This is a genomic window from Pigmentiphaga sp., from assembly GCF_033795525.1.
In the GTDB taxonomy this organism is placed as follows: Bacteria; Pseudomonadota; Gammaproteobacteria; order Burkholderiales; family Burkholderiaceae_B; genus Pigmentiphaga.
Genome location: NZ_JARYGM010000002.1, coordinates 1 through 26,214, shown reverse-complemented (window position 1 = coordinate 26,214; position 26,214 = coordinate 1). Strand labels below are relative to the sequence as shown.

The window sequence follows — 26,214 nt, the reverse complement described above, 5'->3', positions numbered from 1 at the left end:
ATTCTGTTGCTCGCACGCTGCGGGCGTTACTTCCAGATGTTCCACGGCGTCTGCATCCAGACCGCCACCACCAGCAGCCAGACAAGCGTGAGCGGAATGAAGATCTTCCAGCCCAGACGCATGATCTGGTCATAGCGGTAGCGCGGGAAAGACGCGCGGAACCAGACGAACAGCGACACCACGAAAAACGTCTTGAGCGCCAGCCAGATCCAGCCCGGCACCCAGGTAAACGGGGCGACATCGACCGGCGGGAGCCAGCCTCCCAGGAACATGATCGACGCCAGCGCGGACAACAGGATCATGTTGGCGTATTCGCCCAGGAAGAACAGGGCGAACGCCATGCCCGAATACTCGACCATGTGGCCCGCCACGATTTCGGACTCGCCTTCCACCACGTCGAACGGATGGCGGTTGGTTTCCGCCACGGCCGAAATGACATAGATCACGAACAGCGGCAGCAGCGGCAGCCAGTTCCAGGACAGGAAGGTCAGGCCCATGCCGGCGAACTGCCCCTCGGACTGTTTCCAGACGATCTCGCTCATGTTCAGGCTGCCGGACACCAGCAGCACCGTCACCAGCACGAAGCCGATGGCCAGCTCATAGGAGACCATCTGGGCCGAGGCACGCAGCGCGCCCAGGAACGCGTACTTCGAGTTCGAGGCCCATCCGGCGATGATCACCCCATACACGCCCAGCGACGTGATCGCCATGATGTAGAGCAGGCCGGCGTTGACGTTGGCCAGCACCACCTCGGGGCCGAAAGGCACGACCGCCCAGGCCGCCAGCGCCGGCATCAGCACCACCGCCGGCGCCACGACGTACAGGACGCGGTTGGCGTTGCTGGGGACGATGACTTCCTTGGTAAGGAGCTTGAGCACGTCGGCGAAGGGCTGCAGCAAACCCCGAGGCCCGACGCGGTTGGGACCCACCCGGATGTGCATCCAGCCGATCAGCTTGCGTTCCCAGTACGTGAGATAGGCCACGCACAAGATGATGGGTATCGCGATGCAGAGGATCTTGACGATATTCCACACCACCGACCAGGCCACCGGGCCGATCAGCTCGGTTCCATGAGCCTGAAGGACGTCGATCCACTGCATCAGGCACGCTCCACGCTGAGTTGTTCGAACGCGCTGCCCAGCCCGAAGGTCGCGGCATGGGCGGCGGCAATACGCACGGCGCCGGCGGGCACCGTGTCATCCAGGGAAAGAAAGAGCTCGACCGAGCCGGTGGCCGATTTCACCCGCACGCGGTCGCCGTCGGCCAGGCCCAGACTCGCCGCGGTGGCCGAGTTGGCGCGTGCCTCGGGGACATCGGCCGCGGGCGTGGCCTGCAGGGACTCGGCGCGGCGCACGATTGCATCGCTGAAATACACCGGCACATCGGCCACGCGCTGCAGGCCCTGTACCGGCTGGCCCATGCCGGGCTTGGCGCCGATGGCATTGGACAGGCGCGGCGCGATCTCGCCAGCCAGCACTGCGTCCCGCACCGACTCCGAGGTCTCGTCGTCGAAGCCGGGCAACTCCAGGGCATTGCCCAGGACGCGCAGCACCTTCCAGCCGGGACGCGTCTGACCCAGGGGCCGCACCGTGCCTTTGAAGCTCTGCACCCTGCCCTCGGCGTTGACGAAAGTGCCCGACGTCTCGGTAAACGGCGAGACGGGCAGCATGACGTGGGCCCAGTCCTGGGCGGCCGAACGGTAAGACGTCAAGGCCACGTTGAACTGGGCGGACTGGAGCGCCCGCAGGGCGGCTACGCCATTGTCGGTGTCCAGCGCCGGCTCGGCGTGCATCACGATGTAGGCCTTGAGCGGATCGGCCAGCATTTGCGAAACGGTCTTGCCGCCGCGCACAGGCACCGCTTCGGCCAGATAGCCGCCCACGGCGTTACCGCCTTCGACCGTGAAGCCCAGGCGCGCGCCGGCGGTCTGCGCGATCGATTGCGCATTGGCTGCCAGCACCGACGCCTGCGGGTGCTGCACGGCCAGGTTGCCCAACAGCACCGCGGCATTCTCGCCGGAGGCCAGCACCGCGGCAATGCGCTGGGCAGCCTCGCCCGGCTGCACGCCGGCAAGCTCGGGGGCGACGGCGGTCTGCTTGGCCTGGGCCAGTGCGACGGCGATTTCGGCCAGCACCGTGGGCAGCGCGGACGGCGCAACGGTAATGCGCCCGGCCAACGGCATCAGCGGATCGTCGGCCGCGACGTCGACCAGCACCACCTGTGTTCCGGCCTTGGCGGCCTGGCGCAGGCGCTGGGCCAGGAGCGGGTGGTCCTTGCGCAGGAACGAGCCCACCACCAGCACCCGATCGAGCGTGGCGATGTCGGCCAGCGACATGCCGAGCCAGGGCACGCCGTTTCGGACCGCGTCGAAGCCGGCATCGGTCTGGCGCAAGCGGAAATCGATATTGTCCGAGCCCAGGGCGCGCATCAGGCGCGCCAGCAGCGCAAACTCTTCGGTAGTCGCGTACTGCGCGGCCAGGGCGCCGATCTGTCCGGCGCCATAGTTGCTCTTGACCGATTGCAGCCCGGCCGCCACCGCGTCCAGCGCCTCGGCCCACTCGACTTCCTTCCACTGGCCGTCGGCGCCGCGCACCATGGGCGCGGCCAGGCGGTCGTCGCTATTGAGGCCTTCGTACGAGAAACGGTCGCGGTCGCTGATCCAGCATTCGTTGACGGCCTCGTTCTCGAACGGCACCACGCGCATCACGCGGTCGTTCTTGACCTGGATGATCAGGTTGGCGCCGATGCTGTCGTGCGGGCTGATCGACTTGCGGCGCGCCAGCTCCCAGGTACGGGCGCTATAGCGGAACGGCTTGGACGTCAGCGCACCCACCGGGCACAGATCGATCATGTTGCCGGAAAGCTCCGACTCGACGGCGCGCCCGACGAACGTGGTGATCTCGGAATGCTCGCCGCGGTTGAGCATGCCCAGCTCCATCACCCCGGCGATTTCCTGGCCGAAGCGCACGCAACGGGTGCAATGGATGCAGCGGGCCATTTCCTCGGCCGACACCAGGGGCCCCAGGTTCTTGTGGAAGACGACGCGCTTTTCCTCGCTGTAGCGAGAGGACGAGCCGCCATAGCCCACTGCCAGATCCTGCAGCTGGCACTCGCCACCCTGGTCGCAGATGGGGCAGTCCAGCGGGTGGTTGATCAGCAGGAACTCCATCACGCCCTTCTGGGCGTCGATGGCCTTCTCGGAAGCGGTATGCACCACCATGCCGTTGCTCACGGGCGTGGCACAGGCAGGCAGCGGCTTGGGGGCCTTTTCTACGTCGACCAGACACATGCGGCAATTGGCCGCGATCGACAGCTTCTTGTGATAGCAGAAATGCGGCACGTAGAGGCCGACCTTCTGGGCAGCATGCATGATCATGCTCCCCTCGGCCACCTCCACCTTCTTGCCGTCGATCGTAATTTCAACCATCTTATTTCCGTTTGCCCCGCCGTCGGGCCGGGCGTGTGCGTTTCGTTAAGTCTTTCGTTGCGCCACCTGGCCGCCTACACGTACTCGGGCACCAGGCAGTGCTTGTGTTCGATGTGGTAGAGGAACTCGTCGCGATAGTGCTTCAGGAATCCCCGTACCGGCATGGCGGCCGCATCACCCAGCGCGCAAATGGTGCGCCCCATGATGTTGCCCGCCACCGAGTCGAGCAGCTCGAGGTCTTCCGGACGCCCTTTGCCGCTCTCGATGCGCTGGACGACCCGGTAGAGCCAGCCTGTGCCTTCGCGGCAGGGCGTGCACTGGCCGCAACTTTCCTCGAAGTAGAAATAGGAAAGGCGCATCAGCGACTTGACCATGCAGCGCGTCTCGTCCATGACGATGACTGCGCCCGACCCCAGCATGGACCCGGCCTTGGCGATCGAGTCGTAGTCCATGGTGCAGTCCAAGATGATGTCCGCCGGCAGCACCGGCGCGCTCGAGCCGCCCGGGATCACGGCCTTGAGCTTCCGGCCGCCGCGTACGCCGCCGGCCAGTTCCAGCAGCTTGGAGAACGGGGTGCCCAGCGGGATCTCGAAATTGCCCGGATATTCCACGTCGCCCGAGACCGAGAACAGCTTGGTGCCGCCGTTGTTGGGCTTGCCTACCTGCAGATAGGCATCGCCGCCGTTGCGGATGATCCACGGCACCGCGGCAAAGGTCTCGGTATTGTTGATGGTGGTGGGCTTACCGTACAAGCCATAGCTGGCGGGGAACGGCGGCTTGAACCGCGGCTGGCCCTTCTTGCCTTCCAGCGACTCCAGCAGCGCGGTTTCCTCGCCGCAGATGTAGGCCCCATAGCCGTGGTGCGCGTGCAGCTGGAAGCTGAAGTTCGAGCCCAGGATGTTGTCGCCCAGGAAGCCGGCCGCGCGGGCCTCTTCCAGCGCTTCCTCGAAACGCTCGTATACCTCGAAGATCTCGCCGTGGATGTAGTTGTAGCCCACGGTGATACCCATCGCGTAGGCGGCGATGGCCATGCCTTCGATCACGATGTGCGGGTTATAGCGCAGGATGTCGCGGTCCTTGAACGTCCCGGGCTCGCCCTCGTCGGAGTTGCAGACCAGGTATTTCTGGCCCGGGAAGGTGCGCGGCATGAAGCTCCACTTCAGGCCCGTGGGGAAGCCGGCGCCGCCCCGTCCGCGCAAGCCCGAGGCCTTGACCTCGGCGATGACCTGCTCGGGCGTCATGCCGGTGGACAGGATCTTGCGCAGCGCCTCGTAGCCACCGCGCGCGACATAGTCGTTCAGGCGCCAGTTGCTGCCGTCCAGGCCCGCCATGATCTGCGGGTCGATGTGGCGATTGTGGAACGCCGTGCTGATGACCGGTTCGGCCACGCTCATTTTGCACCTCCGGCATTCGCCTCGGCCTGGAGTTCATCGACGAGCGCGTCGAGCCTGGCCTCGGACATCTGAATGCACATACGCTTGTTGTTCACCAGCAGAACCGGCGCGTCGCCGCAGGCCCCCATGCACTCGCCCTCGACCAGCGTGAACAGGCCATCGGCGGAGGTTTCCTTGTAGTCGACGCCCAGCTTCTGCTTCAGATAATGCGCGGCTTTCTCGCCGTCGCGCAGCGCACAGGGCAGGTTGGTGCAGACCGAGATCTTGTACTTCCCCATGGGCTTGAGGTTGTACATGTTGTAGAAGGTGGCGACCTCTTGCGCCGCGATGGGCGGCATCTCGAGATAGTGCGCGACCTCTTCGATGAGCTCGGTGGACAGCCAGCCCTTCTCGTCCTGTGCGATGGCCAGCGCCGCCATGACGGCGGACTGTTTCTGGTCGGCCGGGTACTTGGAGACTTCGCGGTCGATCTTCTTGAGGGCCTGTTCGGAAAGCTGCATGGTGGTATCCGGTTGGGACGCGGTCATGGGTTCAGCGGTCGATCTCGCCGAACACGATGTCCTGCGTGCCGATGATCGTGACGGCGTCGGCGATCATGTGACCGCGCGCCATCTCGTCCAGTGATTGCAGGTGGGCAAAGCCCGGGGCGCGGATCTTCAGGCGGTACGGCTTGTTGGCCCCGTCAGACACCAGGTAGATGCCGAATTCGCCCTTGGGATGCTCGACTGCGGCATAGACCTCGCCCGGCGGCACGTGGAATCCTTCGGTGAAGAGCTTGAAATGGTGGATCAGCTCTTCCATGCTGGTCTTCATCTCGGCGCGGCTGGGCGGAGCGACCTTGTGGTTGCTCGTCATGACGGGGCCGGGATTGTTCCGCAGCCATTCCACGCACTGCTTGATGATGCGGTTGCTCTGGCGCATTTCCTCGATGCGGACCAGGTAGCGGTCGTAGCAGTCGCCGTTGACGCCCACGGGCACGTCGAAATCGACCAGGTCGTAGACCTCGTACGGCTGCATCTTGCGCAAGTCCCAGGCAATGCCGGATCCGCGCAGCATGGGCCCGGTGAAACCCAGCGCCTTGGCGCGCTCCGGCGTGACGATGCCCACGTCGACCAGGCGTTGCTTCCAGATCCGGTTGTCCGTCAGCAGCGTCTCGTATTCGTCGATGTAGCCGGGGAAGCGATTGGTGAAGGACTCGATGAAATCCAGCAGCGAGCCGGAGCGGTCTTCGTTCAGCGCCTTCAGTTCCTTCTCGCTGCGCAGCTTGCTGGGGCGATACTGCGGCATGCGGTCGGGCAGGTCGCGATAGACACCGCCGGGCCGGTAGTAGGCCGCGTGCATGCGCGCCCCGGAGACCGCCTCGTAGCAGTCCATCAGGTCCTCGCGCTCGCGGAACGCGTATAGGAACACGGCCATCGCACCCACGTCGAGCGCGTGCGAGCCCAGCGACATCAGGTGGTTCAGGATGCGGGTGATCTCGTCGAACATCACGCGGATGTACTGCGCCCGCAGCGGCACCTCGATGCCCATCAGCTTCTCGATGGCCATGACGTAGGCGTGCTCGTTGCACATCATGGACACATAGTCGAGACGGTCCATGTACGGCAAGGCTTGCAGGAAGGTCTTGTGCTCGGCCAGCTTCTCGGTGGCGCGATGCAGCAGGCCGATATGCGGATCGGCGCGCTGGATGACTTCGCCGTCCAGTTCCAGCACCAGGCGCAGCACGCCGTGCGCGGCCGGGTGCTGCGGGCCGAAGTTGAGGGTGTAGTTCTTGATCTCTGCCATGATTTAGCGCCCTGCCCCGTAACCGTCCTCGCGAATGACGCGCGGAATGATCTCGCGCGGCTCGATCGTCACGGGCTGGTAGATGACCCGCTTCTGCTCGGGGTCGAAACGCATCTCGACATTGCCCGAGAGCGGGAAGTCCTTGCGGAACGGATGGCCGATGAAGCCGTAGTCCGTCAGGATGCGACGCAGGTCCGGGTGCCCTTCGAACAGGATGCCGAAGAAGTCGAAGGCCTCGCGCTCGTACCAATTGACACCGGGCCAGATCTCGACCAGCGACGGCACGACCGGCATGTCGTCGTCGGGTGCGTAGGTCCGCACCCGCAGGCGCCAGTTGTGTGTGATCGACGTCAGGTGCAGCACCACTGCGAAGCGCTCGGTTTCCTGGACTTCGTTGCCGTAGGTCGAGTAATCCACGCCGCACAGGTCGATGCAGGTCTCGAAGCGCAGCCCGTCATCGTCGCGCAGGGTCCGGCACACGTTCACGTACTGGTCGACCGGAACCTCGAGCGTCAGCTCGCCCAGGGCGAGCGTCAGGCGGATATCCTCGCCCAAGGCACGAAGCAGATTCTGGCGCAGGGTTTCAAGCTTGGTCATGAGCGCTCGGACTAAAAAAAGACGGCACCGGGCGGACCAACGGCCATCCGGGCGAAACGGGAAAGATGGGCAGTGCGGGCACCGGCATCGACATCAACGCGCGATGGTGTTGGTGCGGCGGATCTTGTTCTGCAACTGCAACAAGCCGTACACCAGTGCTTCGGCCGTGGGCGGGCATCCCGGCACATACACGTCGACCGGTACGATGCGGTCGCAACCCCGAACCACCGAATACGAATAGTGGTAGTAGCCCCCGCCGTTCGCGCACGAGCCCATGGAGACCACCCAGCGCGGTTCGGGCATCTGGTCGTACACCTTGCGCAGCGCCGGCGCCATCTTGTTGCACAGCGTGCCCGCGACGATCATCAGATCGGACTGGCGCGGGCTGGGCCGGAAAATGATGCCGAAGCGGTCGAGGTCGTACCGCGCCGCGCCGGCGTGCATCATCTCGACCGCGCAACAGGCCAGGCCGAACGTCATGGGCCACAGCGACCCGGTCTTCGCCCAGTTGATGACCTTGTCCGCGGTCGTGGTGATGAAGCCTTCGTTGAGAATTCCGTCGATAGCCATGGATGAAACCCGGTGTCCTTCGGCATGCCGCTGGGATCATTCCCAGTCGAGCGCGCCCTTTTTCCACTCGTAAATGAACCCGACCACGAGAACGGCCAGAAATACCGCCACGGTGCCGAAACCCAGCAGGCCTACCTGCTCGTTGGCCATGGCCCATGGAAACAGAAATGCGATCTCGAGGTCGAACAGGATGAACAGGATCGCGACCAGGTAGTAGCGCACGTCAAACTTCATGCGCGCATCTTCGAACGCTTCGAAGCCGCACTCGTACGGCGAGAGCTTCTCGCTGTCCGGCCGGCGCGGACCGATCACCGAACCCAGGAACATCAACGCGAAACCGAGGACGCTGCCCACGATGATGAAGAGCAGGACAGGAAGGTAACTCTCGATATTCATCAGGTAACCTGTTCGAGTCACGCCACGGGCACGAGGTAGCCCGAAGCGTCATTTGCAAAATTGGCAGGATGCTGGCCAGACTTCCTTGCGGCGGGCGCGCCAGGGATGTCGCCTGCTGTGGCCCCGGACCGGGGCCGGCGCCATTCTAAAACGCCAGCGTGCATTTACATGCAAGGATGTATGTTTTTGCGCGAACCGCGGCGTCTGGAACCATGCGAATCGGAGCAAAACAAAACTGTCTTACCGGTAACTGTCGGACACGCATGTTTCATACCCATGCTGGTCCGACAGAAAGTATAGCGCAAACCCTGAGCCCGCTGAAACGCTTGCGACGCTTTCTCCCGAGGAAAAAGCCGCATACTCAAAGGCTTACGACACCCTGAACGAGTTGACGGTCTCGTCGACGCGGCGCACCGTTTCCCGCAGTTGCGCGGCGCGGGCCGCCATGGCCGTGGCGGCTTCGCGGTACTCCTCGGCCATGCCTGCCACTTCGGCAACATGGCGGACCACGCCGTCGTTGAGGGACGACTGCTCGTCCAGCGCCTGGCCAATGGCGGCGACCACGCCGGCCGCCCGCTCCGATCCGGCATGCAACTCGCCCATGAAGCGCCCGGCCTCGCCGGCACTGGACTGGCCGACCGCCACGGCCTCGACCACTTCCCGCATCAACTCCGCGGCCACCATCGTTTCGTCGGCAATGCGCTCGACCGTCATGCCGATCTGGTGACTGGAGGCCGAGCTCTTCTCGGCCAGCGCCCGGACTTGTTCGGCCACCACCGCGAACCCCCTTCCCTCGTCGCCCGCGCGCGCGGCTTCGATGGCGGCATTGAGCGACAGCAGCTTGGTTTGCGACGCGATATCCGAGATCAGGCGGGCAACTTCGCGGATCGAAGCGCCATGCCGGCCGAGCGCTTCCAGCGCGCGCGATGCCTCGCCCATGCGGCCGGCGATCGCATCCATCCGGCCGCCGGCGGTATCGATCAACTCGCCGCCGCGTGCCGCCAGCCGGCAAGCGGTGCGCGACAAGCCGACCGCCTCCTCGACCGAGGCCGCCACACGTCCCATGCTGGCGGCAACCGCCTGCATGGCCTCGGCCATGCGGCGCGCCGCCTCGCTTTGGCGCTCCGCGCCGCCGGTTACGCCGGCCGCCCTGGCGGTCACCTCGTCACCGGCCGCATTCATCGCCGCCGACAGGTCCTGCACCGTGGCGAGCGAAGTACGCACCCGTGCTACCAATTGGTCGAGGGCCCGCGCCATGTCGGCCACCTCGTCTCTTCCGCGGACCGCTTCGCGCGGCCGGAAGTCCAGATCGCCCGCAATAGACACCAACCGGTTTCGCATGCGGTCCAGGGCGCCCACGATAGTACTGCCCGCCCGCCACGCCCCGAGCAGCATGGCCGCGACCGCGGCCATGCCTATACCCGCGATGAGCCAGGCCAGGCTGCGGCTGGCCTGGCGCAGTTCGGCGGCACGGGCCGCGGCCTCCCCGGCGCCCTCCTCCGCCAGGGCCTGCATGGCCTGCTGCGCCTGTACGTAGTAGGACTCCTGGGCTGAATAGGTCGCCAGATATTTGAGGAACAAGAAACGCTGGCGCTCCTCGGAGTCCACCTCTACGAGCTGCTTGAGCAGATCCGTGAGCGGCTTTTCCTTTTCTGCCCATGCGTGGAAGGCAGCGTCGAAAGCTTGCAGCGCGCCGGTTTCGCCTGGCGCCGCCTCATCCGCTGCCAAGGCCGCCCGGGCTTGTTCCAACGCCGCCCAGGTCCGGGCCTTGGACTGCAGCATCCGCTCCCATTCATTGCGCGCTTCGATGGAGTATTCGCCGGCCCATTGCAGCGGCTCGAGGTTATGACGGGCAATCTGTACCTGCCCTTCGCGCAAGGCACCCAGCGCCACCAGCGCCGGCACGCGGTGCCGGGCGAAACCATCGACAGCGGCGCTCAGGCGCAAGAGCCCCGCTACCGCACCACCGGCCACCACCAGCAGCGCTACGATGCCAGCAATCCCCAGCGCAAACAATTTACTGCGTATCTTCATGACGTCCTGATGAAAACCCGAGCCCACAAAATGGCAACGGCGGGATTCCGGAGAATCCCGCCGTTGCCTGTCAGATCGGTTATCGGAGTGGCCGCGCGCCGCTTGAGCGCTGTTACATCGATGAAGAAACCGTGAATGGGGCGGGGGGTCAGCCGTACCGCTGCACGAGGGCCGAGACGTCTCTATCGAACAGCGCCGGGTCCTGTTCCCGGATGCGCGCATACAGTTGGGAACAGAAAGCGGATACTGGCGTGTCGGCCTGCAACGCGGCCGCCATGTCCTGCGAGATTCCGATGTCCTTGGCCATCAGCTCGACCGCTGTGCGGGTCGGCTGGAACTGCCGGGAAGCCATGGCAGGGCCGAAGATCTGCAACGGCTGCGAGTCGGCGAAACCGCCGGCCAGCGCCTGCGCCAGGCTGCCGACGTTCACGCCCGCGCGCCGGGCCAGCCCATAGGTCTCGGCGATGGTGAGCACGTTGACGGCGACGATCATCTGATTGCAGATCTTGGTGGTTTGGCCTGCGCCGGCCGGCCCCATGTGAGTCACCCGCGACGTCAGTGCCGCGAGAAACGGACGCGCCCGCTCCAGATCCACTGCCTCGCCGCCGACAAAGCAGATCAAGCTACCCTGCTCCGCACCCGGCACGCCCCCCGACACTGGAGCATCCAGCCACGCGGCGCCGGTTCTTTCCTCCAGGCGGCGCCCGATGTCGCGGGCATGGGCCGGCGCGATGGTCGAGAAGTCCACCACGACCCGGGGCGATGCCGCACGGCCCGCGCTTGCCAGCCCGCCGGGCCCGAACACCACTGCCTCCACCGCAGCGCCATCCTTGACGCAGATGCCGACGATCTCGGCGGCCTGCAGCACCTCCGCGGGATTTGCCGCAACATGGGCGCCGGCACGGCCCAGTTCCGCCGAGCGGGCCGGGCTCCGGTTCCATACCGTGAGCGGATAACCGGCGGCGAGAAGGCGGCGCGCCATGGGCAAGCCCATGTTGCCGAGGCCGATAAATCCGAAATGCTGGGGCGGGCGCATAGCAAACTCCTGATGAATGGCCGTCCGCGCATGATAGCGCCAGCCGTCTCGGCTTTCCGGGCACGTTACCTGCGCAAGCGTCCCCCTGCCCCTTAGACAGGAGAGCCGACATGAAATACCGCTTGAAAAGACTTGCCGACCAGGTTGTGGTCATTACCGGCGCCAGCAGCGGCATCGGCCTGGCCACCGCGCGCGAAGCTGCCCTCCACGGGGCGCGGCTGGTACTCGCCTGCCGCGACAAAGAACAACTGGACAAACTCGTGGAGGAACTGCGCACGGCGGGCGGGGATGCCGTAGCGGTCCAGATGGACGTAGGCCGCCGCGAAGACCATGAGCGGCTGCTGCAGACAGCAATCGATACCTACGGCCAGGTGGATACCTGGATCAACAATGCAGGCGTATCGATCTTCGGCAGGATCGAGGATGTCCCGCTCGACGATCAACGCAAGCTTTTCGACACGAACTACTGGGGTGTCGTCTACGGTTCAGTGATTGCGACCGCACACCTGCGCAGGCATGGCGGCGCCCTCATCAACGTCGGCAGCGAGGTCTCGGACCGCGCCGTGCCGCTGCAGGGCGCCTACTCGGCCTCCAAGCACGCGGTCAAAGGATTCACCGACGCCCTGCGCATGGAGCTGGAAGCAGAAGGCGTACCGGTGTCGGTCACGCTGGTCAAACCCGCTTCGATCGCCACGCGCTTTACCGTCAACGCCCGCAACTACATGGATGTCGAACCGAGGCTGCCACCGCCGGTGTATGCGCCCGAGGTCGCCGCCCGCGCCATCCTCTACGCCGCGGAACATCCCCGGCGCGACATCTACGTCGGCGGCGCCGCCAAGGCGATCGGCCAGCTGGGGCAGCGCATGCCGCGTCTGGCCGACAAGATGACGCATTGGCTCATCGACCACCAGCGCACCACCATCCCGGCCCGCGCTCGCCAGGATGGGCTGGAAGCGCCCGGCAACGGGGCCGAGCCGGTGCAGCCGGGACGCGTGCTTCGCCACAGCGCCTACACGCATATGGCTACCCGCGGCCGGGGTCCGCTGCTGGCAGCCGCCTGCGCGGCATTGCTGGTCGGCGCGGCGATCGGCGCGGCGCACTCGCGGCGCCCGTAAAGCCGTGCACCCATCCGGGCCCGGCCGCGCGGCCTGCCCAGGCATGAAATCTGCAGAGGAAGTGGCGGCAGGCCATCGCACATGGCCGACGCCCTTTCGATACACAACGGAGAGCGAAAATGGACCCTCGTACCGATGACGTCGCCGTCGAGCATTTCATGGATTGGCTGCGCGATGCCCACGCCATGGAACAACAGGCCGAAACCATGTTGACGTCCATGGCGCGCCGCCTGGAAAACTATCCCGACCTGAAGCTGCGGATCGAACAGCATCTGGAGGAAACGAGACAGCAGGCCCGCTTGCTCGCCACCTGCATAGAACGGCGCGGTGGAGATACCTCGTCCCTGAAGGATCTGGTAGGCAAGGCCGTAGCCATGGGGCAAGGCCTCTCTGGCATGTTCGCCACCGACGAAGTGGTCAAAGGCGCCATGTTCAGCTACGCGTTCGAGCACCTCGAGATCGCGGCCTACCGCAACCTGATCGGCGCCGCACGCACCGTCGGCGATACGGAAACGCAGCAGGTCTGCGAACGCATCCTTGCAGAAGAAGAAGCCATGGCCGATTGGCTGGAACGACACCAGGACTCGATCGCCGCGCGCTACCTGGAACTGTCCCGCGTCCCGGGGGCCCAGGCCAAGCGCTGAAGTCCGGTACTACCGGCGGTCGTGCTGGCGTACCAGCCGGCCAGCGTGCCGAAGCGCGTCCACGATAGTGCCGTAGGCCTCGTGCCGCGACGCTTCGTCGGGCGCGCGTAGAGCATAAGAGGGATGGTAGGTCGGCACGACCAGCCGCCCCTCGCAGGACAAGACTTTTCCCAAGTTCATCCGCAGTCCGGCCCGGTAATCGTGCAAGACGGATTTCAGCGCCGTCGCGCCCAGCGCCACCACGACCCGCGGATCAACGGCGGCATACTCCTTCTCCAACCAGTACCGGCAAGCCTCGATCTCTCGCTGCCCGGGGGTCTTGTGCATGCGGCGCTTGCCGCGCAGCGACCACTTGAAATGCTTGACCGCGTTGGTGACAAAGACATCGTCGCGGTCCACGCCGGCATCGGCCAGTGCGGCATCGAGCAACGCACCCGCCGGCCCGACGAAAGGCTTGCCGGCCAGGTCCTCCTTATCGCCCGGCTGCTCCCCCACCATCATGATGGGGGCCTGCCGCGGCCCTTCTCCCGCTACCCCTTGCGTGGCGTCGTGCCATAACCGGCAGCGCCTGCACGCCTCCAGGCTGGCGGGCTGCTGGTCGGGGATCACCGTTACGTCGGCCACGGTATCGCTATGCGCCGCCATCGTTGACTCCTATGCGTTGCCGGGGCCGCAGGCAAGGCGCATGCCCGGACGCTGCCACCGCACACGCGCCGCCCGGCGCAGCCCAATAAAAATCCTCATGCCTGCCATAAGGACATTTCATTTGGCTCGACCGGACGAGGTCGGCACAATTTGCCCGACCTACAGACCGGATGACCGATCCGGCGCATCTTGGCGGAGACCCCAGTGAAAACACCGAGAACACTTGCTTGCGCGCTCCTGACGATCACCGCGAGCGCTGTCCACGCGCAGGATTACCCCAATCGGCCGATACGCATGGTCGTACCGTTCGCAGCCGGCGGCGTGGTGGATGTGACGGCACGCCTGCTGGCGCAAAAGCTGACCGAGCGACTGGGCTGGAACGTGATCGTCGAGAACAAGCCCGGGGGCAATGGATTCATTGCCGTGAACTACGTCGCGCAAGCCCCGGCCGACGGCTATACGCTGCTCATGGCCCACACCGGCGAGTTCTCGGTCAATCCGGCGCTGTTCAAGAACGTTCCCTACGACCTGGAACGCGATTTCAAGCCCATTACCTTGGTCAGCGACACGCCGCTGTTGCTGGTCGCCAATGCCGCCACGCCCTACAAGACATTCGACGACGTCATCAAGGCGGGGAAGGCCAAACCGGAGGCGCTGGCGTTCTCGTCACCCGGCGCCGGCAGCTATAACCACCTCGCCGGCGAATGGTTCGCGCTGGAAGCCGGGGTCAAGCTCATGCACGTGCCCTATAAGGGGGGCGCGCCGGCGGTCGCTGCCATCGCGGCCGGCGAAGTGCCCCTGGGCGTGGTGGCGGTGCCCGCGGTACTGCCCCACGTCAAGACCGGGCGGGTTGCCGTCGTCGGTTTGCTGACCCAACGCACCATGGCCGATCACCCTGAATGGAAAACCGCCCAGAGTGCCGGCGTGCCACGGGTCGACGCATCCAACTGGGTCGGCATGTTCGCTCCCAAGAACACGCCCGATGCGATCGTCGAGAAACTGCATCGGGAAGTCGCCGGCACGCTGGCGGACAAGGAAGTGCGGCAGCGCTTTGCCGATGCCGGTGCGACCGTCGGCGGCATGCCGCCGGCCGAATTCAAGCAGCGCATCGAGTTCGACCTGAAAAACGTCCGCGACGTCATCGAGCGCGCGCGGATCGAGCCCTGACACGCGTTCGCGGCCACCACCAGGAACAGGAATGACGACTGTGCGCAACGCAAACGGCCTGGATCTGCGGCGCTGGCTCGACCAAGTCGGCGCGATGAAGCAACTCAAGCATGTCTCCGGTGCGGACTGGCGGCTGGAACTGGGCGCCATCGCCGAGCTGAACGTCAAGAAAGCGGATCCCAAAGCCTTGCTGTTCGACGACATCCCGGGCTATGCCCCCGGATACCGCGTGCTCACCTGCACCACGTCGAACGCGGTGCGGTTGGCGCACATACTGCGCCTGGGCGAGGTCGGCAGCCATGGCGACCTGGTCGCCCGGCTGCGCGGCAAACCGCAAGCGTGGAAAAGCCGCGCCAGCGAATACCCCCCCGTCGAGGTGGCCGAGGGCAAGGTATTCGAAAACGTGATGGCCGCAGACGCCCTCGACGTGGCGGCTTTTCCCGCGCCGCTCTGGCACGAAAAGGACGGTGGCCGCTACATCGGCACGGGCTGCATGGTGGTGACGCGCGACCTCGATTCCGACTGGGTCAACGTAGGCACTTATCGCGTCATGGTCCACGACCGCAACCACGTGGGCCTGGACATGATTCCCGGCAAGCACGGCGCCATCCAGTACGACAAGCACGTCGCCGCGGGCAAGCCATTCCCGGTGGCGATCGTGCTGGGTTGCGACCCGCTGGGCTACACCATCTCGGGCATCGAAGTTCCCTATGGCATGTGCGAATACAACTACATCGGCGCCATCCTGGGACAGCCGGTGGAAGTCGTGCGCGGCCAGGTTACCGGCCTGCCCTTCCCCTCGTGCGCCGAGATCGTGCTGGAGGGCTGGGCCCAGCCGGGCGATATGAAAGAGGAAGGCCCGTTCGGCGAGTTCCATGGCTACTACCCCGGCAAGCAGGGCGTCTCGCCCGTCGTCACGATCGAGCGCATCTACTACCGTTCCGCTCCCATTCTGCTGGGCAGTCCGCCGGCCAAGCCGCCCAACGACTATTCCTACTCGAAAGCGGTCATGCGGTCCGCGCTGTTGATGGACGCCCTGCAGGCCGGCGGCGTTCCGGACGTGCAGTCGGTGTGGGCGCACGAAATCGGCGGTGCGCGCATGTTCAACGTCGTGTCGATCAGGCAGCGCTACCCGGGGCACGCGCGCCAGGCGGGACATCTGCTGCTCAATTGCGGCGTCGGTGCCTACATGTCGCGATGGGCAGTGGTCGTGGACGAGGACATCGACCCGGCCAATCTGCAGGAGGTCATGTGGGCGGTGGCCACGCGTGCCGATCCCGAGCGCGACATCGATGTCGTGAAACGCGGCATGGGATCGAAGAACGACCCCATGTTCGTCACTTTCGGCACGGACACCCCCTTCAACTCGAAGGCCGTCATCGATGCCTGCCGGCCCTACGACTACCTCGGCCGCTTTCCAGAGGTGGCCGAAGCGAGCAAGGCACTGCAGGCTGCCACTCGCCAGAAGTGGGGACACCTGCTCGAAGAATGAATCCAACCGGAGGAGCAACATGAACAAGCATCTGTTGGCAGTGGCCCTGGCCACCGCGGCTGCCACCGGGCCGGCCCATGCCGCCGAGTGGCCCAGCCGGGCCATTACGATGGTCGTGCCCTTCGCGCCCGGCGGCGTGGCCGATACCGTCGCCCGGCCCGTGGCCGAAGCGATGTCGCGCAAACTGGGCCAGCCCGTGGTCGTCGAGAACAAGCCCGGCTCGGGTGGCGCGGTCGGCATCGCCCACGTTGCCCGCGCCACCCCCAATGGCTACACCATTCTGATCAGCCTGCCCTCGATTTCCAGCATGCCAACGGCGGACAAGCTGATCGGACGCCAGCCGATGTACCAACTCGATCAGTTGACGCCGATCGCGCGCATCACGGCCGACCCCACGGTGCTCGCGGTCCGCGCCGACAGTCCATGGAAGACCATCAAGGATTTCATCGAGTACGGCCGCAAGGAACAGATCAGCTATGGCTCCTCGGGCGTATATGGCACGCTGCACATGTACATGGCGTCGCTGGCCAATGCAGCGGGCCTGAAGACACTCCACGTTCCCTACGGCGGCGCCGGGCCCGCCCTGCTGGGCTTGCTGGGCAACCAGATCCAGGCCGTGGCGGCCTCCCCGGCCTCAGTCAAGCAGCACGTCGACAGCGGCGCGGTGCGCGTACTGGCGCATTGGGGCGACGAGCCGATCGAGGCGTTTCCCGACCTGCCCAGCCTCAAGTCACTGGGCTACGACCTCGAGTTCTACCAATGGAGCGGCTTGTTCGCGCCCTCCGGTACGCCGCGGGACGCGCTCGAAAAGCTGGGGGATGCAGCCCGGTTCGCGGTGGAAGACGCGCGAGTCAAGAAGACGATCGAAGGCGCCGGACTGCCGATCAAATACCTCGATACCACCGACTTCACCAAGTATTGGCAGCAAGACGCCAGCGGACTGATCCAGACCGTGCAACGCATCGGCAAGGTCGATTGACAACGAGCAAAGAGCCATGACTTCCGAATCGCCTCTGCAGTACACCCACGCCGCCGACGGCAGCCGCATCGCCTATGCGGTCCACGGCAAGCCTCGAGCCCCGCGGCGCATCGCGCTGGTCCATTCGCTGGCCATGGACCACAGCTTCTGGGATCCCGTTGCGGCCCGCTTGAACGACCACGCGGCCGTCGTCGCGATCGACGCTCGCGGACACGGAAAGTCCGCCAAGCCTGCCGGTCCCTACCGCGTCGAAACCTTCGCCGACGACCTCGCCGCGGTACTCGATGCCCTGGGCTGGGACGCCGCCGTAGTAGGCGGCGCCTCCATGGGCGGCAGCGTCGCCCTTGCCTTTGGCATCCACCACCCCGCCCGCACGGCGGCGTTGGGGCTATTCGACACGACAGCCTGGTATGGCGCGAATGCGCCGGCCGATTGGGAGGCGCGCGGGCAAAAAGCGGTGCAGGAAGGGCTGGGCAGCCTGATCGCCTTCCAGGAAACGCGCTGGTTCACCGACGACTTCCGCCGCGACCATCCCGATATCGTGGCGCACTGCAAGCAAGTCTTTCTTGCCAATGACGTGCCGGCCTATCGCGAAACCTGCCGCATGCTCGGCAGCATGGACTTACGCGCCGGGCTTGCCGGCATTTCGGCGCCGACCCATATCCTGGTCGGCGAAGAGGACTACGCGACGCCGGTCGCCATGGCCCGGCAGCTGGCCGACGCGATCCCGGCTTCCCGCATGCGCGTACTCCCCCATGCGCGTCATTTGTCCCCGCTCGAGTGTCCGGACGATGTCGCGGCCAGCCTGCTTGAACTGGCGCGGACCTAGCCGGAGGAATCACCCATGTCTTCTTTCGAATTGCTTCAACCGGCTTCCCTCGACGAAGCGCTGCAGATGCTCTCGGCGCCCGGTTTCGCCGGGCGTCCCGCAAGCGGCTCGACGGCGCTTTCCCTGATGCGACGCGCCGGCATACTGAACGTCGATTCCCTGGTCAGCCTGGAAGGCCTGCGCCAGTCGCTTGCGCAGATCCGGCTGAGCCCGGAAGGCGAGGCGCAGATCGACGGATTCGTCACCCTCGGGGAAATGGAGCACCACGCCGGCCTGCTGGCCTCGCATCCCGTGCTGGCCCGGGTCTTCACCACGCTGGCAAACCCGCGGGTCCGCAACGTCGCCATGATAGGCGGCTATCTCTCGCACGGCGATCCGCACATGGACCTGCCGCCGCTGCTCAGCGCCCTCGATGCGCGTGTGACCGTGCGCAGCCTGCGAGGCAGCCGCGACATTCCGGTCGAACAGCTTTACCGCGGCTATTACGAGACCGCGCTGCAAGCCGACGAGCTGATCGTCGGCCTGGTCCTTCCGGCCCAGCCCACCTGTGCCAGCTACAAGAAAATCACTACCCGCGCGCGCCATGACTGGCCCACGCTGGGCATTGCCGCGGCCTTCGAGGCCGCCGGCAGCCGGCTCGACCGGGTACGCCTGTTCATTGGCGCCGCGACCGATCGTCCCACCCGGCTCGCCCGAACGGAAGCGCTGCTCGCGGGCCAGGCGTGGTCGGCCGAGCTGGGACGCCGCGCGGCCGACACCGCGGTTTCCGAGGCGCAGCTGATTCCCGATAGCCACGGTTCCACCGAGTACAAACAGGCGCTGCTACGCGCCTTTCTTCCCGATGTGTTCGAAGAAGCCCTGCAAACCGCCAAACCGGCAACGAGGCTCGCATGACCACAATGCACCCCCGCTCTTCCCTGAACCGGCTCGGCAAGGGCCTTCGCCGGCTCGAGGCCGTCGACAAGGTGACCGGCCGCGCCGACTACACCCACCACGTCGCACTGCCCGGCATGTTGTACGCCAAGATCGTGCGCAGCCACGTTGCGCACGGGCGGCTGCGCGGCGTCCACGTCGACGATGCCCTGGCCGTACCCGGTGTGCACGGCGTCTATACCGGCGCGGACATCCTGAAGATCATTCCCGAGCCCTACTACGGTCCGGCTTTCCACGACCAGCCCATCCTCGCCATAGACAAAGTGCGCTACGTGGGCGAGCCGGTGGCGGTGGTCGTTGCGGAATCCCCCCACGTGGCCGAGGAAGCTGCCGGCCTGGTGGTCGCCGACATCGACGAACTGCCCGCCGTGCTCGACGAAGTCCAAGCCATGACGTCGGACATCTACGTCCACGATTCGCTGCGGCCCGCGGGCACTTTCGCCGACCTCAAACACCTGGACGGGATCCGCGACACCAACGTCGCCCTGACCTTCGGCGTCAAGAAAGGCAACGTGGACCAGGCGTTCCGGCAGGCCCACCGGGTGTTCAAGCACACCTTCAAGACGCAGCAGGTCATGCACACCCCGCTCGAACCCATGGTCTCGGTCGCGGACGTACGCCATGCCCATGCCGTCATCTATACCGCCAGCCAGACGCCGTCCTTCGCGCGCACCGAGATCGCGCGGCTGCTCGGCTGGCGCGAGAACCAGGTCACCATCAAGACCGCCTTCCTGGGTGGGGGCTTCGGTTGCAAGCTGTACGTAAAGCTCGAGCCGCTGGCCGTCGCGCTCAGCATGCTGTGCCGGCGGCCGGTTCGCGTCGCGCTCACCATGGCGGAGCAGTTCTATACGATCACGCGCCACGCCACCACGTTCAACATCGAAACCGCGGTAACCCAGGAAGGCCGCATCGTGGCCCGCCGCTGCGAGGTCATCTGGAATGGCGGCGCCTACGCCGATATCGGCCCGCGCGTTACCCAGAAGTCGGGTTTCACCGCACCGGGTCCCTACAATATCGAGCACGTGGACGTTACCTCGGTGGCGGTCTACACCAACCGCCCGCCGGCCGGCGCATTCCGCGGATTCGGCATTCCCCAGCTGGTATGGGCCTATGAAAGCCAGGCCGATATCATCGCGCGGGAAATGGGCCTGGACCCGATCGAATTCCGGCTGCGCAACGTGCTGTCCGACGGCAAGCGGCATGCGACCGGCACCGTCATGAAAGACGCCGCCATCCCGGCCGTACTGACACGCCTGGCCGAACGCTTCGGCTGGGAAAAAGGCATCGAACGCGGAACGGGCCGCATGCGGCGCGGCCGCGGCATAGGCATAGGCATCAAGGCCTGCGTGTCTCCCACCACTTCGGTCGCGGCGATATCGGTCGCGGCCGATGGCAGCTGCAGCGTCCAGTGCAACACCGTCGACATGGGCCAGGGATCGAACACGCTGATGGCCATGATCGTCTCCGAAGTCATCGGCGTGCCGGCCGAGTCGGTATCGGTCATCGCGGCCGACACCGATGCCTCTCCCTACGACATGGCGACGCTGGGCTCGCGCTCGACCTTCCACATGGGCCACGCGGTGCGCCTGGCGGCCGAGGACGCGCTGTCCAGGCTGCAAGCCATGGCGCGCGAGGTCGGCGTCGAGCAGATCGATCCGGCCGACCTGGGCACGCTTTTTGTCCGGAAGTTCGGCATGCAAGCGGGCACGGTCATCGGCACGGGGGTCTACAAACCCACCTACCAATCTCCCGACAAACGCACCGGCCAATCCGAAGACATCACGCCGAACTGGATGATAGGCGGCTGCGCCATCGAGGTGGAGGTCGATACCGAAACCGGCATGTACACCATCCTGCGCATGGAGAACGTCGTCGATTGCGGGACTGCGCTGAACCCCTTGGTGGTCCAGACCCAGATCAGCGGCGCCGCCATCATGCAGCTGGGCACGGTCACGCTGGAGGAAATGGAATTCGACGAACAAGGTCAGCTACGCAATGCCGGGCTCTCGGAATACAAGATCGCCGGCATCCAGGACATTCCGCGTTCCATCGGCCGCGAAGCGGTGGATGCCTGGCAGGCGAACGGCCCGTTCGGCGGCAAGGGGGTGGGCGAAAGCGGCGCATTCGGCGTGGCACCCGCCCTGGCGTCCGCCATCGAGGATGCCGTCGGCGTACGTATTACTGAATTGCCCATCCGCCCCGAGAAAATTTGGGAAGGACTGCGCGCCCAACAGGAGCAGCACGCATGAGCACGCATCACATCGACATCGAATTCGCACTCAACGGGCGCCCCGAGCGCCACCACGTGGACGTCCGCGACAACGCCGTCGATCTCCTGACCCGCTGCGGGCTGAAAGGCGCCCGGGAAAGCTGCGGCCAGGGATTGTGTGGTTGTTGCACCATCTACGTAGACGGCGCGCCGGCCTCCGGCTGCCTCTACCCGGCATGGAAGTTGCAGGGCAAGCAGGTCGAGACGATCGAAGCGGCGGTGGCCGGCGATGAACCCGTCGATCCTGTCCAGCAGGCCTTCATCGAGACCGGCGCCTTTCAATGCGGCTTCTGCACCCCGGGCTTCGTGATGATGACCCGCAAGCTGCTCGAGCTGCATCCCTCGCCGACCGACGCCCAGATCGAGCACTACCTGTCCGGCAACCTGTGCCGGTGCGGCACGTACCCCGAGATCATCGCCGCCGTGCGCCTGGCCGCCGAGCGGCTGGCCGGCCGGAACTGAGGAGGCATTGCATGGAGATGGTTGCCGAGCGGCTGATTGCCGCTCCCCGCACGGAAGTCTGGAACAGCCTGAATGATCCGGAAGTCCTCAAGGCTTGCATCCCGGGCTGCGAGTCGATCGAGACGACCGGCCCCGACAGTTACAAGATCGCGATGGTGGCCGCCGTCGGATTCATCAAGGCCCGTTTCGTCGGGGACCTTAGCTTGCACAACAAAGTCGACAATACGTCCTACGACCTGACCTTCAACGGGTCGGGCGGACCGGCCGGCTTTGGCAAAGGCACGGCCAGCGTCACCCTTGGCGACGCGCCGGGCGGCACCTTGCTCGGCTACAAGGTGCGCGCCCAGGTCGGCGGCAAGCTGGCGCAAGTCGGCGCGCGGGTGATCGACGGGGTTGCCAAGAAGATGGCCGATGAGTTCTTCCAACGCCTGGACGAACGCATGACCCGTGAACGCCCTGCGCAAGCCGAGGCCCCGCCCATTGCCGCGCCCAGCCCGCGCCCTGCTCGAATCTCCTCGCGCACTTGGCTATATCTGGCCGTAGCCGTGGCCCTCGCCGCCGTCGTGCTGATTGGATTCAACATGGGCCCCCGTCCATGAAGGCCTGGTCCGTTCCCGGCCTGGGCGAGCCCGCCGGGCACTATGTCTACGCCATGCAGGCGGGGAGCATGGTGTACCTCTCAGGCGTCCTGCCCGACCTGCCGCGCGGCCAGGATTTCGCCTCGCAATTCGATACTTGCTTCACGCGCGTCGAGGCGATACTGGCATCCGGCGGGCTGGGATTGCCGCACCTCGTGCAATGCACGGTCTACCTTGCCGACATCGGCCTCTGGGACGAATTCAATCAGCTCTATCGACGGCGCCTTGGCTCGCACCGCTGCGCCCGCACGGTCGTGCCGGTGGGATCGCTTCATTTCGGCGCGCTGATCGAGGTGCAAGCGGTGGCGGAAGCGACTCGGTCAGCCGCTGCCTGAGCTGTCGGCGCGAGATCTTCCCGTTGGCCCCCAGCGGGATGCTATCGAGCTTCCACCAGTACACCGGCTGCCACGCGGCCGGCAGCCTCGTCGCGAGCTGGATGGCGATGTCGTCGGCCTGCAGGCCGGGCACGCCGGTAAAGGCGCAGCCCACCACCGCCCCGTACATGGCATCGTCCACCGCGAATACCACGGCCTCCCTGACGCCGGGCACGCTCTCCACATGCTTTTCGACCTCGCCGGGATGAATGTTCACGCCGCCGCGAAGAATCATGTCGTCAGCACGCCCGGTCAATGCCAGCCGGCAGCTCGCATCCAAGCAGCCCAGGTCCTGAGTGTCCGCCGGGATCGCGAAGGCGTGCAATGCACCATCGTGCACGGTGCGGGTGGCCAAGGCCGCGTATGGGCTCGACACCAGGATGCGGCCTGGCTCGGCAGCACGCGCGCCGGCTTCGCGCCGCACCTCGACCTGGACACCTTCGACCGGGAACCCTACTCGCCCGATGCGCCGGGCAGCCGCGTCGGATCCGCAGATCCACCCGAGTTCGGAGCTGCCGTAGAGGTTGACCAGGGGAATGCCCCAGGCATCTTCGGCGCGCTGCCAGACAGCCGCAGCGAGCTCCGACGAACTACAGGAAAACCGGGTGAGCGTTGCCGGCAGCGCTGGCGATACGCCGAGCATGATGCGAACCATGGTGGGCACCATGGGCATGAAACGTATGCGATGGCCTGCCAGCCACCCATGCAGCCGTGAAGCGGAAAAAGCCGGGGCCACATGCAGCCGCGTGCCCACCAGCAGGAAAGGCATGAGACTGAGGATCTGCGCCGAAAACCAGTTCATGGACCGCACTTCGAGGCAGGGCTCCCCCTCCTCCAGCGCCATCAATCGCGCCGAGACCCGGCCGTTGTGCACCAGGGCCGCGGAGGAGTGATAGACCAGCTTGGGTAGGCCGGTCGTGCCGGATGTGCAGTTGACCAGGACGGTCCGCGCCGGCATCGGACGCCCTCCGTGATCCGCATGCAGGGGCCGGCAGGCCGGCCCCTGCGACGACAGCGACAGCACACCCGTGGGCCGGGCCGCCGCGATCAACGACCGCACCCTCTCGGCCGGCAGGAACTCGGTGTCCACATTGAGCACCGCCGCCCCTGCCACCCAGGCGCCCAGCCACAGCACCAGCTTTTCCACACCGTTGCTACTGGGAAGCAGATATAGCGCCGGCGGGGAGGCATCCGGCCTTCGCAGGGTTTTCGCCAGCTCGCAAACCCGTACGTACAGAGTCCGGCAATCCAGCACCGTGCCGGCCGCGACGTCCACCACTGCGGGCCGATCGGGATGGCGGCGCGCCTGCCTTTCGAGACAAGCGCGAACGAATTGGGCGAAGTCACTCGCCATGGCAGGTCAACGCTTCGGGCTGCACGCGAAAATGCACGGCCGCCTGCTCCAGCAGCCAGTGCCGGAAACACGCCACCTTCTGGTGTTCGTAGCGGCTTTCCGGCGTGGCCAGGTAATAGGCGGACTTCGACTTCAGGCGCGGACCGAACGGCGACACCACGGCGCCGCTGCGCAGCGCGCGATTCACCAGAGGCGTGCGGGCAATCACCACCCCGAGGCCTTGAACTGCACCGGCCAAGGTGGTCAGCTGCATGTGCATGCCCAGCTCCATTCGCGGCTGCACGTCCTCCAGCTCCGCCGCCACCAGCCACTCCGGCCAGTCGTCCTCGTACAGCGAAGTGAAATACGTGCGCAGCCACGTCGTATCCGCGAGGATGGCCCGGGCCCCGAGGTCTTCCCTCCCCTCCAGCAGGCAGGGCGCCATGGCGGGGAAAAAATACTCGTCGCACAACCAGTCGCATTTCACGCCATCCCACTTGCCGGACCCATAGCGGATCGCAACGTCGTAGGCATTGATCTGGAAAGCGTCGAACACCGACGTGGTCGACAGCTGGATGCGCAGATGCGGATAGGCTGCCCGGAACCCGGGCAACAGCGGGATCAGGCACTCGGTAGCGAAGGTGGGAAGGCAGCTGATGGAAAGCGTGTGTTCATTGCCGCCCTGGCTGACCCGGTCCGTTGCCGTGGAAAGCTCGACCAACAGCCGGCTGACAGTCTCGAGGTATTCCGCCCCTGCCGTGGTCAGCGCGATCTTGCCCCGCGCCCGCACGAACAACGTGGTTCCCAGGCGATCCTCCAGCGACCGGATCTGGTGGCTGATCGCCGCCTGGGTCAAATGCAGTTCATTGGCCGCCTTGGTGAAGCTCAGGTGACGCGCGGTCGCCTCGAAAGCGAGCAATGCGTTGAGCGGCGGAATGAAGGGGGGCATTCGCGGGCTTCCGTCGGTGGGCTCGGGGGCGATTATAACCTCGGGCCCCACGGCGAAAGCGCCCGTCTGCCGGTAGAGATAGCCGGCTTGCTGCCCCGGGTACCGGGCTTCACTCGCCTGTCATCTGGCATACCTAGACTGCCCTCGCCCCGGCTGGTTGTATAGGCCGCGACACGCCCCTCCTTCAAAACACACCTCATACCAACAATGAATCTTGTGCGAACCCTATCGGCCACACTGGCCATGGCCTTCCTGCTAGCGGCCTGCGGCGGCGGCGACGACTCCCCCTCCGCTCCCGGCGCCGAACCGCCGGCGCAAGCCAAACCCGACCTGCGCTGCGCGCCCTGACGCCTGCCCCGCCCTACCCTCATGCCGCGAGTCCTCATGAATTCACGTCGCAAATTTCTTCAGACCACTGCCGGCGCCGGCTTTGCCGCCGCCGCGCTGGCAGCGTTTCCGCCCAGCATCCGCAAAGCCCTGGCCATTCCGGCCAATAACAAGACCGGTACCATCCAGGATGTCGAACACGTCGTCATCCTCATGCAGGAGAACCGTTCCTTCGACCATTACTTCGGCACGCTCAAGGGTGTACGCGGTTTCGGCGACCGCTTCACCATCCCCTTGGCCAACGGACGAAACGTGTGGCAGCAACAGCGCTCCAACGGCGCCGTACTCACACCCTATCACCTCGACGGCACCGCCAACAATGCCCAGCGGGCCAGCGGCACCCCTCATTCCTGGTCCGATAGCCAGAAAGCGTGGGACCATGGCCGCATGAACCAGTGGGCGGCCCACAAGACCGACACGTCCATGGGCTACTTCAAGGAACAAGAGATTCCGTTCCAGTTCGCGCTGGCCAACGCATTCACGATCTGCGATGCGTATCACTGCTCGATGCACACGGGCACCGACGCCAACCGCCTATTCCACCTCACGGGCACCAATGGCCCGACGGCGCAGGACGTCGCGGTCGTCAACAATGAATGGGACTGGATCAGCGGCCTGCCGGATTCCGACAAGGTCGGCTACACCTGGAAGACTTACGCCGAGCGGCTGGAAGCGGCTGTAATGACCCAGTGAAATCCTGCTCACGTCATAATCAAGGAAACGACGTTGAGCACGAAGATGGAAGAAGACATCAAACGC

The 26,214-nt window shown here is 65.6% G+C and carries 24 protein-coding genes and 2 pseudogenes; 13 read left to right on the top strand and 13 right to left on the bottom strand.

All coding sequences use genetic code 11. The annotated features are described in order from the left end of the window. Window positions 1-26: 26 nt before the first annotated feature. The 10 genes from nuoH to QHC78_RS04875 all read right to left on the bottom strand — a co-directional run bounded on the left by nuoH (window position 27) and on the right by QHC78_RS04875 (window position 11,239). Window positions 27-1,100, bottom strand: coding sequence for an NADH-quinone oxidoreductase subunit NuoH (gene nuoH / locus QHC78_RS04920; RefSeq protein WP_319742774.1), 1,074 nt, complete (start codon window positions 1,098-1,100; stop codon window positions 27-29). After that, window positions 1,100-3,427, bottom strand: a complete 2,328-nt coding sequence (nuoG, locus tag QHC78_RS04915) for an NADH-quinone oxidoreductase subunit NuoG (RefSeq protein ID WP_319742773.1) — start codon at window positions 3,425-3,427, stop codon at window positions 1,100-1,102. The genes nuoH and nuoG overlap by 1 nt, the downstream gene beginning before the upstream one ends. Before the next feature lie 74 nt (window positions 3,428-3,501). After that, window positions 3,502-4,821, bottom strand: coding sequence for an NADH-quinone oxidoreductase subunit NuoF (gene nuoF / locus QHC78_RS04910; RefSeq protein ID WP_319742772.1), 1,320 nt, complete (start codon window positions 4,819-4,821; stop codon window positions 3,502-3,504). Next, entirely contained in the window at window positions 4,818-5,321 is a 504-nt protein-coding gene (nuoE, locus tag QHC78_RS04905; protein WP_319742771.1) for an NADH-quinone oxidoreductase subunit NuoE, read from the bottom strand. The genes nuoF and nuoE overlap by 4 nt, the downstream gene beginning before the upstream one ends. A 31-nt stretch (window positions 5,322-5,352) precedes the next feature. Beyond that, window positions 5,353-6,606, bottom strand: coding sequence for an NADH-quinone oxidoreductase subunit D (locus QHC78_RS04900; protein WP_319742770.1), 1,254 nt, complete (start codon window positions 6,604-6,606; stop codon window positions 5,353-5,355). A gap of 3 nt (window positions 6,607-6,609) precedes the next feature. Next, window positions 6,610-7,203, bottom strand: coding sequence for an NADH-quinone oxidoreductase subunit C (locus tag QHC78_RS04895; RefSeq protein ID WP_319742769.1), 594 nt, complete (start codon window positions 7,201-7,203; stop codon window positions 6,610-6,612). Between the two features lie 93 nt (window positions 7,204-7,296). Further along, window positions 7,297-7,773 (bottom strand): NuoB/complex I 20 kDa subunit family protein, encoded by a 477-nt coding sequence (locus tag QHC78_RS04890; protein ID WP_087779235.1) that lies wholly within the window; start codon window positions 7,771-7,773, stop codon window positions 7,297-7,299. Between the two features lie 36 nt (window positions 7,774-7,809). After that, window positions 7,810-8,169 carry an NADH-quinone oxidoreductase subunit A gene (locus QHC78_RS04885; RefSeq protein WP_319742768.1) on the bottom strand — a complete coding sequence of 120 codons (360 nt, stop codon included), beginning with the start codon at window positions 8,167-8,169 and terminating at the stop codon, window positions 7,810-7,812. Window positions 8,170-8,538: 369 nt separating this feature from the next. Then, complete coding sequence (locus QHC78_RS04880) at window positions 8,539-10,203, bottom strand: methyl-accepting chemotaxis protein (protein ID WP_319742767.1); 1,665 nt, start codon at window positions 10,201-10,203, stop codon at window positions 8,539-8,541. 148 nt (window positions 10,204-10,351) lie between these two features. Further along, window positions 10,352-11,239, bottom strand: coding sequence for an NAD(P)-dependent oxidoreductase (locus QHC78_RS04875; RefSeq protein ID WP_319742766.1), 888 nt, complete (start codon window positions 11,237-11,239; stop codon window positions 10,352-10,354). Window positions 11,240-11,349: 110 nt separating this feature from the next. Between QHC78_RS04875 and QHC78_RS04870 the strand changes: the two genes are divergently transcribed. Next, window positions 11,350-12,354 (top strand): SDR family oxidoreductase, encoded by a 1,005-nt coding sequence (locus QHC78_RS04870; RefSeq protein ID WP_319742765.1) that lies wholly within the window; start codon window positions 11,350-11,352, stop codon window positions 12,352-12,354. Between the two features lie 119 nt (window positions 12,355-12,473). Then, window positions 12,474-12,998 carry a ferritin-like domain-containing protein gene (locus tag QHC78_RS04865; protein WP_319742764.1) on the top strand — a complete coding sequence of 175 codons (525 nt, stop codon included), beginning with the start codon at window positions 12,474-12,476 and terminating at the stop codon, window positions 12,996-12,998. A gap of 9 nt (window positions 12,999-13,007) precedes the next feature. Here QHC78_RS04865 and QHC78_RS04860 read toward each other — a convergent pair whose 3' ends face one another. Then, the gene (locus QHC78_RS04860) at window positions 13,008-13,643 is read right to left on the bottom strand and encodes a UdgX family uracil-DNA binding protein (RefSeq protein ID WP_319742763.1); all 636 of its coding nucleotides are present in this window, start codon (window positions 13,641-13,643) and stop codon (window positions 13,008-13,010) included. A gap of 204 nt (window positions 13,644-13,847) precedes the next feature. On the opposite strand from QHC78_RS04860, the gene QHC78_RS04855 reads away from it, so the two are divergent. The 9 genes from QHC78_RS04855 to QHC78_RS04815 are packed head-to-tail and all read left to right on the top strand — an operon-like array spanning window position 13,848 to window position 22,747. After that, a complete protein-coding gene (locus tag QHC78_RS04855; protein ID WP_319742762.1) occupies window positions 13,848-14,810 on the top strand; it encodes a Bug family tripartite tricarboxylate transporter substrate binding protein in 963 nt (320 codons plus the stop codon). Window positions 14,811-14,841: 31 nt separating this feature from the next. After that, window positions 14,842-16,302 carry a UbiD family decarboxylase gene (locus QHC78_RS04850; RefSeq protein ID WP_319742761.1) on the top strand — a complete coding sequence of 487 codons (1,461 nt, stop codon included), beginning with the start codon at window positions 14,842-14,844 and terminating at the stop codon, window positions 16,300-16,302. A 19-nt stretch (window positions 16,303-16,321) separates the two neighbouring features. After that, a complete protein-coding gene (locus QHC78_RS04845; protein WP_319742760.1) occupies window positions 16,322-17,281 on the top strand; it encodes a tripartite tricarboxylate transporter substrate binding protein in 960 nt (319 codons plus the stop codon). Window positions 17,282-17,297: 16 nt separating this feature from the next. Beyond that, a complete protein-coding gene (locus tag QHC78_RS04840; RefSeq protein ID WP_319742759.1) occupies window positions 17,298-18,110 on the top strand; it encodes an alpha/beta fold hydrolase in 813 nt (270 codons plus the stop codon). Between the two features lie 15 nt (window positions 18,111-18,125). Next, on the top strand, window positions 18,126-19,004 hold the full coding sequence (locus tag QHC78_RS04835; protein ID WP_319742758.1) for an FAD binding domain-containing protein: 879 nt from the start codon (window positions 18,126-18,128) through the stop codon (window positions 19,002-19,004). Further along, window positions 19,001-21,292 carry a xanthine dehydrogenase family protein molybdopterin-binding subunit gene (locus QHC78_RS04830; RefSeq protein ID WP_319742757.1) on the top strand — a complete coding sequence of 764 codons (2,292 nt, stop codon included), beginning with the start codon at window positions 19,001-19,003 and terminating at the stop codon, window positions 21,290-21,292. The genes QHC78_RS04835 and QHC78_RS04830 overlap by 4 nt, the downstream gene beginning before the upstream one ends. Further along, window positions 21,289-21,774 (top strand): (2Fe-2S)-binding protein, encoded by a 486-nt coding sequence (locus tag QHC78_RS04825; RefSeq protein ID WP_319742756.1) that lies wholly within the window; start codon window positions 21,289-21,291, stop codon window positions 21,772-21,774. The genes QHC78_RS04830 and QHC78_RS04825 overlap by 4 nt, the downstream gene beginning before the upstream one ends. A gap of 11 nt (window positions 21,775-21,785) precedes the next feature. Beyond that, window positions 21,786-22,373, top strand: a complete 588-nt coding sequence (locus QHC78_RS04820; RefSeq protein ID WP_319742755.1) for an SRPBCC family protein — start codon at window positions 21,786-21,788, stop codon at window positions 22,371-22,373. Next, window positions 22,370-22,747, top strand: a complete 378-nt coding sequence (locus QHC78_RS04815; RefSeq protein WP_319742754.1) for a RidA family protein — start codon at window positions 22,370-22,372, stop codon at window positions 22,745-22,747. Before QHC78_RS04820 ends, QHC78_RS04815 begins: the two co-directional genes overlap by 4 nt. 409 nt (window positions 22,748-23,156) lie before the next feature. On the opposite strand, the pseudogene QHC78_RS04810 reads toward QHC78_RS04815, so the two are convergent. Together QHC78_RS04810 and QHC78_RS04805 are read right to left on the bottom strand one after the other, a co-directional pair. Beyond that, window positions 23,157-24,140 (bottom strand): annotated as a pseudogene (locus QHC78_RS04810) (class I adenylate-forming enzyme family protein); the annotation flags it as partial. Then, complete coding sequence (locus tag QHC78_RS04805) at window positions 24,130-25,068, bottom strand: LysR substrate-binding domain-containing protein (protein WP_319742753.1); 939 nt, start codon at window positions 25,066-25,068, stop codon at window positions 24,130-24,132. The gene QHC78_RS04805 and the pseudogene QHC78_RS04810, both read right to left, overlap by 11 nt. A gap of 207 nt (window positions 25,069-25,275) precedes the next feature. On the opposite strand from QHC78_RS04805, the gene QHC78_RS04800 reads away from it, so the two are divergent. Then, window positions 25,276-25,416: a hypothetical protein gene (locus tag QHC78_RS04800; RefSeq protein WP_319742752.1), complete on the top strand. Its 141-nt coding sequence runs from the start codon at window positions 25,276-25,278 to the stop codon at window positions 25,414-25,416. A gap of 36 nt (window positions 25,417-25,452) precedes the next feature. Continuing rightward, window positions 25,453-26,133 (top strand): annotated as a pseudogene (locus tag QHC78_RS04795) (alkaline phosphatase family protein); the annotation flags it as partial. Window positions 26,134-26,214 lie beyond the last annotated feature (81 nt).

Bases quoted from the DNA above. Each gene is read 5' to 3' on its own strand.
- QHC78_RS04840 (WP_319742759.1), top strand. From the start codon at position 17,298: ATGACTTCCGAATCGCCTCTGCAGTACACCCACGCCGCCGACGGCAGC.
- QHC78_RS04880 (WP_319742767.1), bottom strand. From the start codon at position 10,203: ATGAAGATACGCAGTAAATTGTTTGCGCTGGGGATTGCTGGCATCGTA.
- QHC78_RS04850 (WP_319742761.1), top strand. From the start codon at position 14,842: ATGACGACTGTGCGCAACGCAAACGGCCTGGATCTGCGGCGCTGGCTC.
- QHC78_RS04890 (WP_087779235.1), bottom strand. From the start codon at position 7,773: ATGGCTATCGACGGAATTCTCAACGAAGGCTTCATCACCACGACCGCG.
- nuoF (WP_319742772.1), bottom strand. From the start codon at position 4,821: ATGAGCGTGGCCGAACCGGTCATCAGCACGGCGTTCCACAATCGCCAC.
- QHC78_RS04865 (WP_319742764.1), top strand. From the start codon at position 12,474: ATGGACCCTCGTACCGATGACGTCGCCGTCGAGCATTTCATGGATTGG.
- nuoG (WP_319742773.1), bottom strand. From the start codon at position 3,427: ATGGTTGAAATTACGATCGACGGCAAGAAGGTGGAGGTGGCCGAGGGG.
- QHC78_RS04895 (WP_319742769.1), bottom strand. From the start codon at position 7,203: ATGACCAAGCTTGAAACCCTGCGCCAGAATCTGCTTCGTGCCTTGGGC.
- QHC78_RS04830 (WP_319742757.1), top strand. From the start codon at position 19,001: ATGACCACAATGCACCCCCGCTCTTCCCTGAACCGGCTCGGCAAGGGC.
- QHC78_RS04875 (WP_319742766.1), bottom strand. From the start codon at position 11,239: ATGCGCCCGCCCCAGCATTTCGGATTTATCGGCCTCGGCAACATGGGC.
- QHC78_RS04805 (WP_319742753.1), bottom strand. From the start codon at position 25,068: ATGCCCCCCTTCATTCCGCCGCTCAACGCATTGCTCGCTTTCGAGGCG.
- QHC78_RS04860 (WP_319742763.1), bottom strand. From the start codon at position 13,643: ATGGCGGCGCATAGCGATACCGTGGCCGACGTAACGGTGATCCCCGAC.
- nuoH (WP_319742774.1), bottom strand. From the start codon at position 1,100: ATGCAGTGGATCGACGTCCTTCAGGCTCATGGAACCGAGCTGATCGGC.
- QHC78_RS04870 (WP_319742765.1), top strand. From the start codon at position 11,350: ATGAAATACCGCTTGAAAAGACTTGCCGACCAGGTTGTGGTCATTACC.
- QHC78_RS04820 (WP_319742755.1), top strand. From the start codon at position 21,786: ATGGAGATGGTTGCCGAGCGGCTGATTGCCGCTCCCCGCACGGAAGTC.
- QHC78_RS04815 (WP_319742754.1), top strand. From the start codon at position 22,370: ATGAAGGCCTGGTCCGTTCCCGGCCTGGGCGAGCCCGCCGGGCACTAT.
- QHC78_RS04885 (WP_319742768.1), bottom strand. From the start codon at position 8,169: ATGAATATCGAGAGTTACCTTCCTGTCCTGCTCTTCATCATCGTGGGC.
- QHC78_RS04845 (WP_319742760.1), top strand. From the start codon at position 16,322: ATGAACAAGCATCTGTTGGCAGTGGCCCTGGCCACCGCGGCTGCCACC.
- QHC78_RS04825 (WP_319742756.1), top strand. From the start codon at position 21,289: ATGAGCACGCATCACATCGACATCGAATTCGCACTCAACGGGCGCCCC.
- QHC78_RS04900 (WP_319742770.1), bottom strand. From the start codon at position 6,606: ATGGCAGAGATCAAGAACTACACCCTCAACTTCGGCCCGCAGCACCCG.
- QHC78_RS04835 (WP_319742758.1), top strand. From the start codon at position 18,126: ATGTCTTCTTTCGAATTGCTTCAACCGGCTTCCCTCGACGAAGCGCTG.
- QHC78_RS04800 (WP_319742752.1), top strand. From the start codon at position 25,276: ATGAATCTTGTGCGAACCCTATCGGCCACACTGGCCATGGCCTTCCTG.
- nuoE (WP_319742771.1), bottom strand. From the start codon at position 5,321: ATGCAGCTTTCCGAACAGGCCCTCAAGAAGATCGACCGCGAAGTCTCC.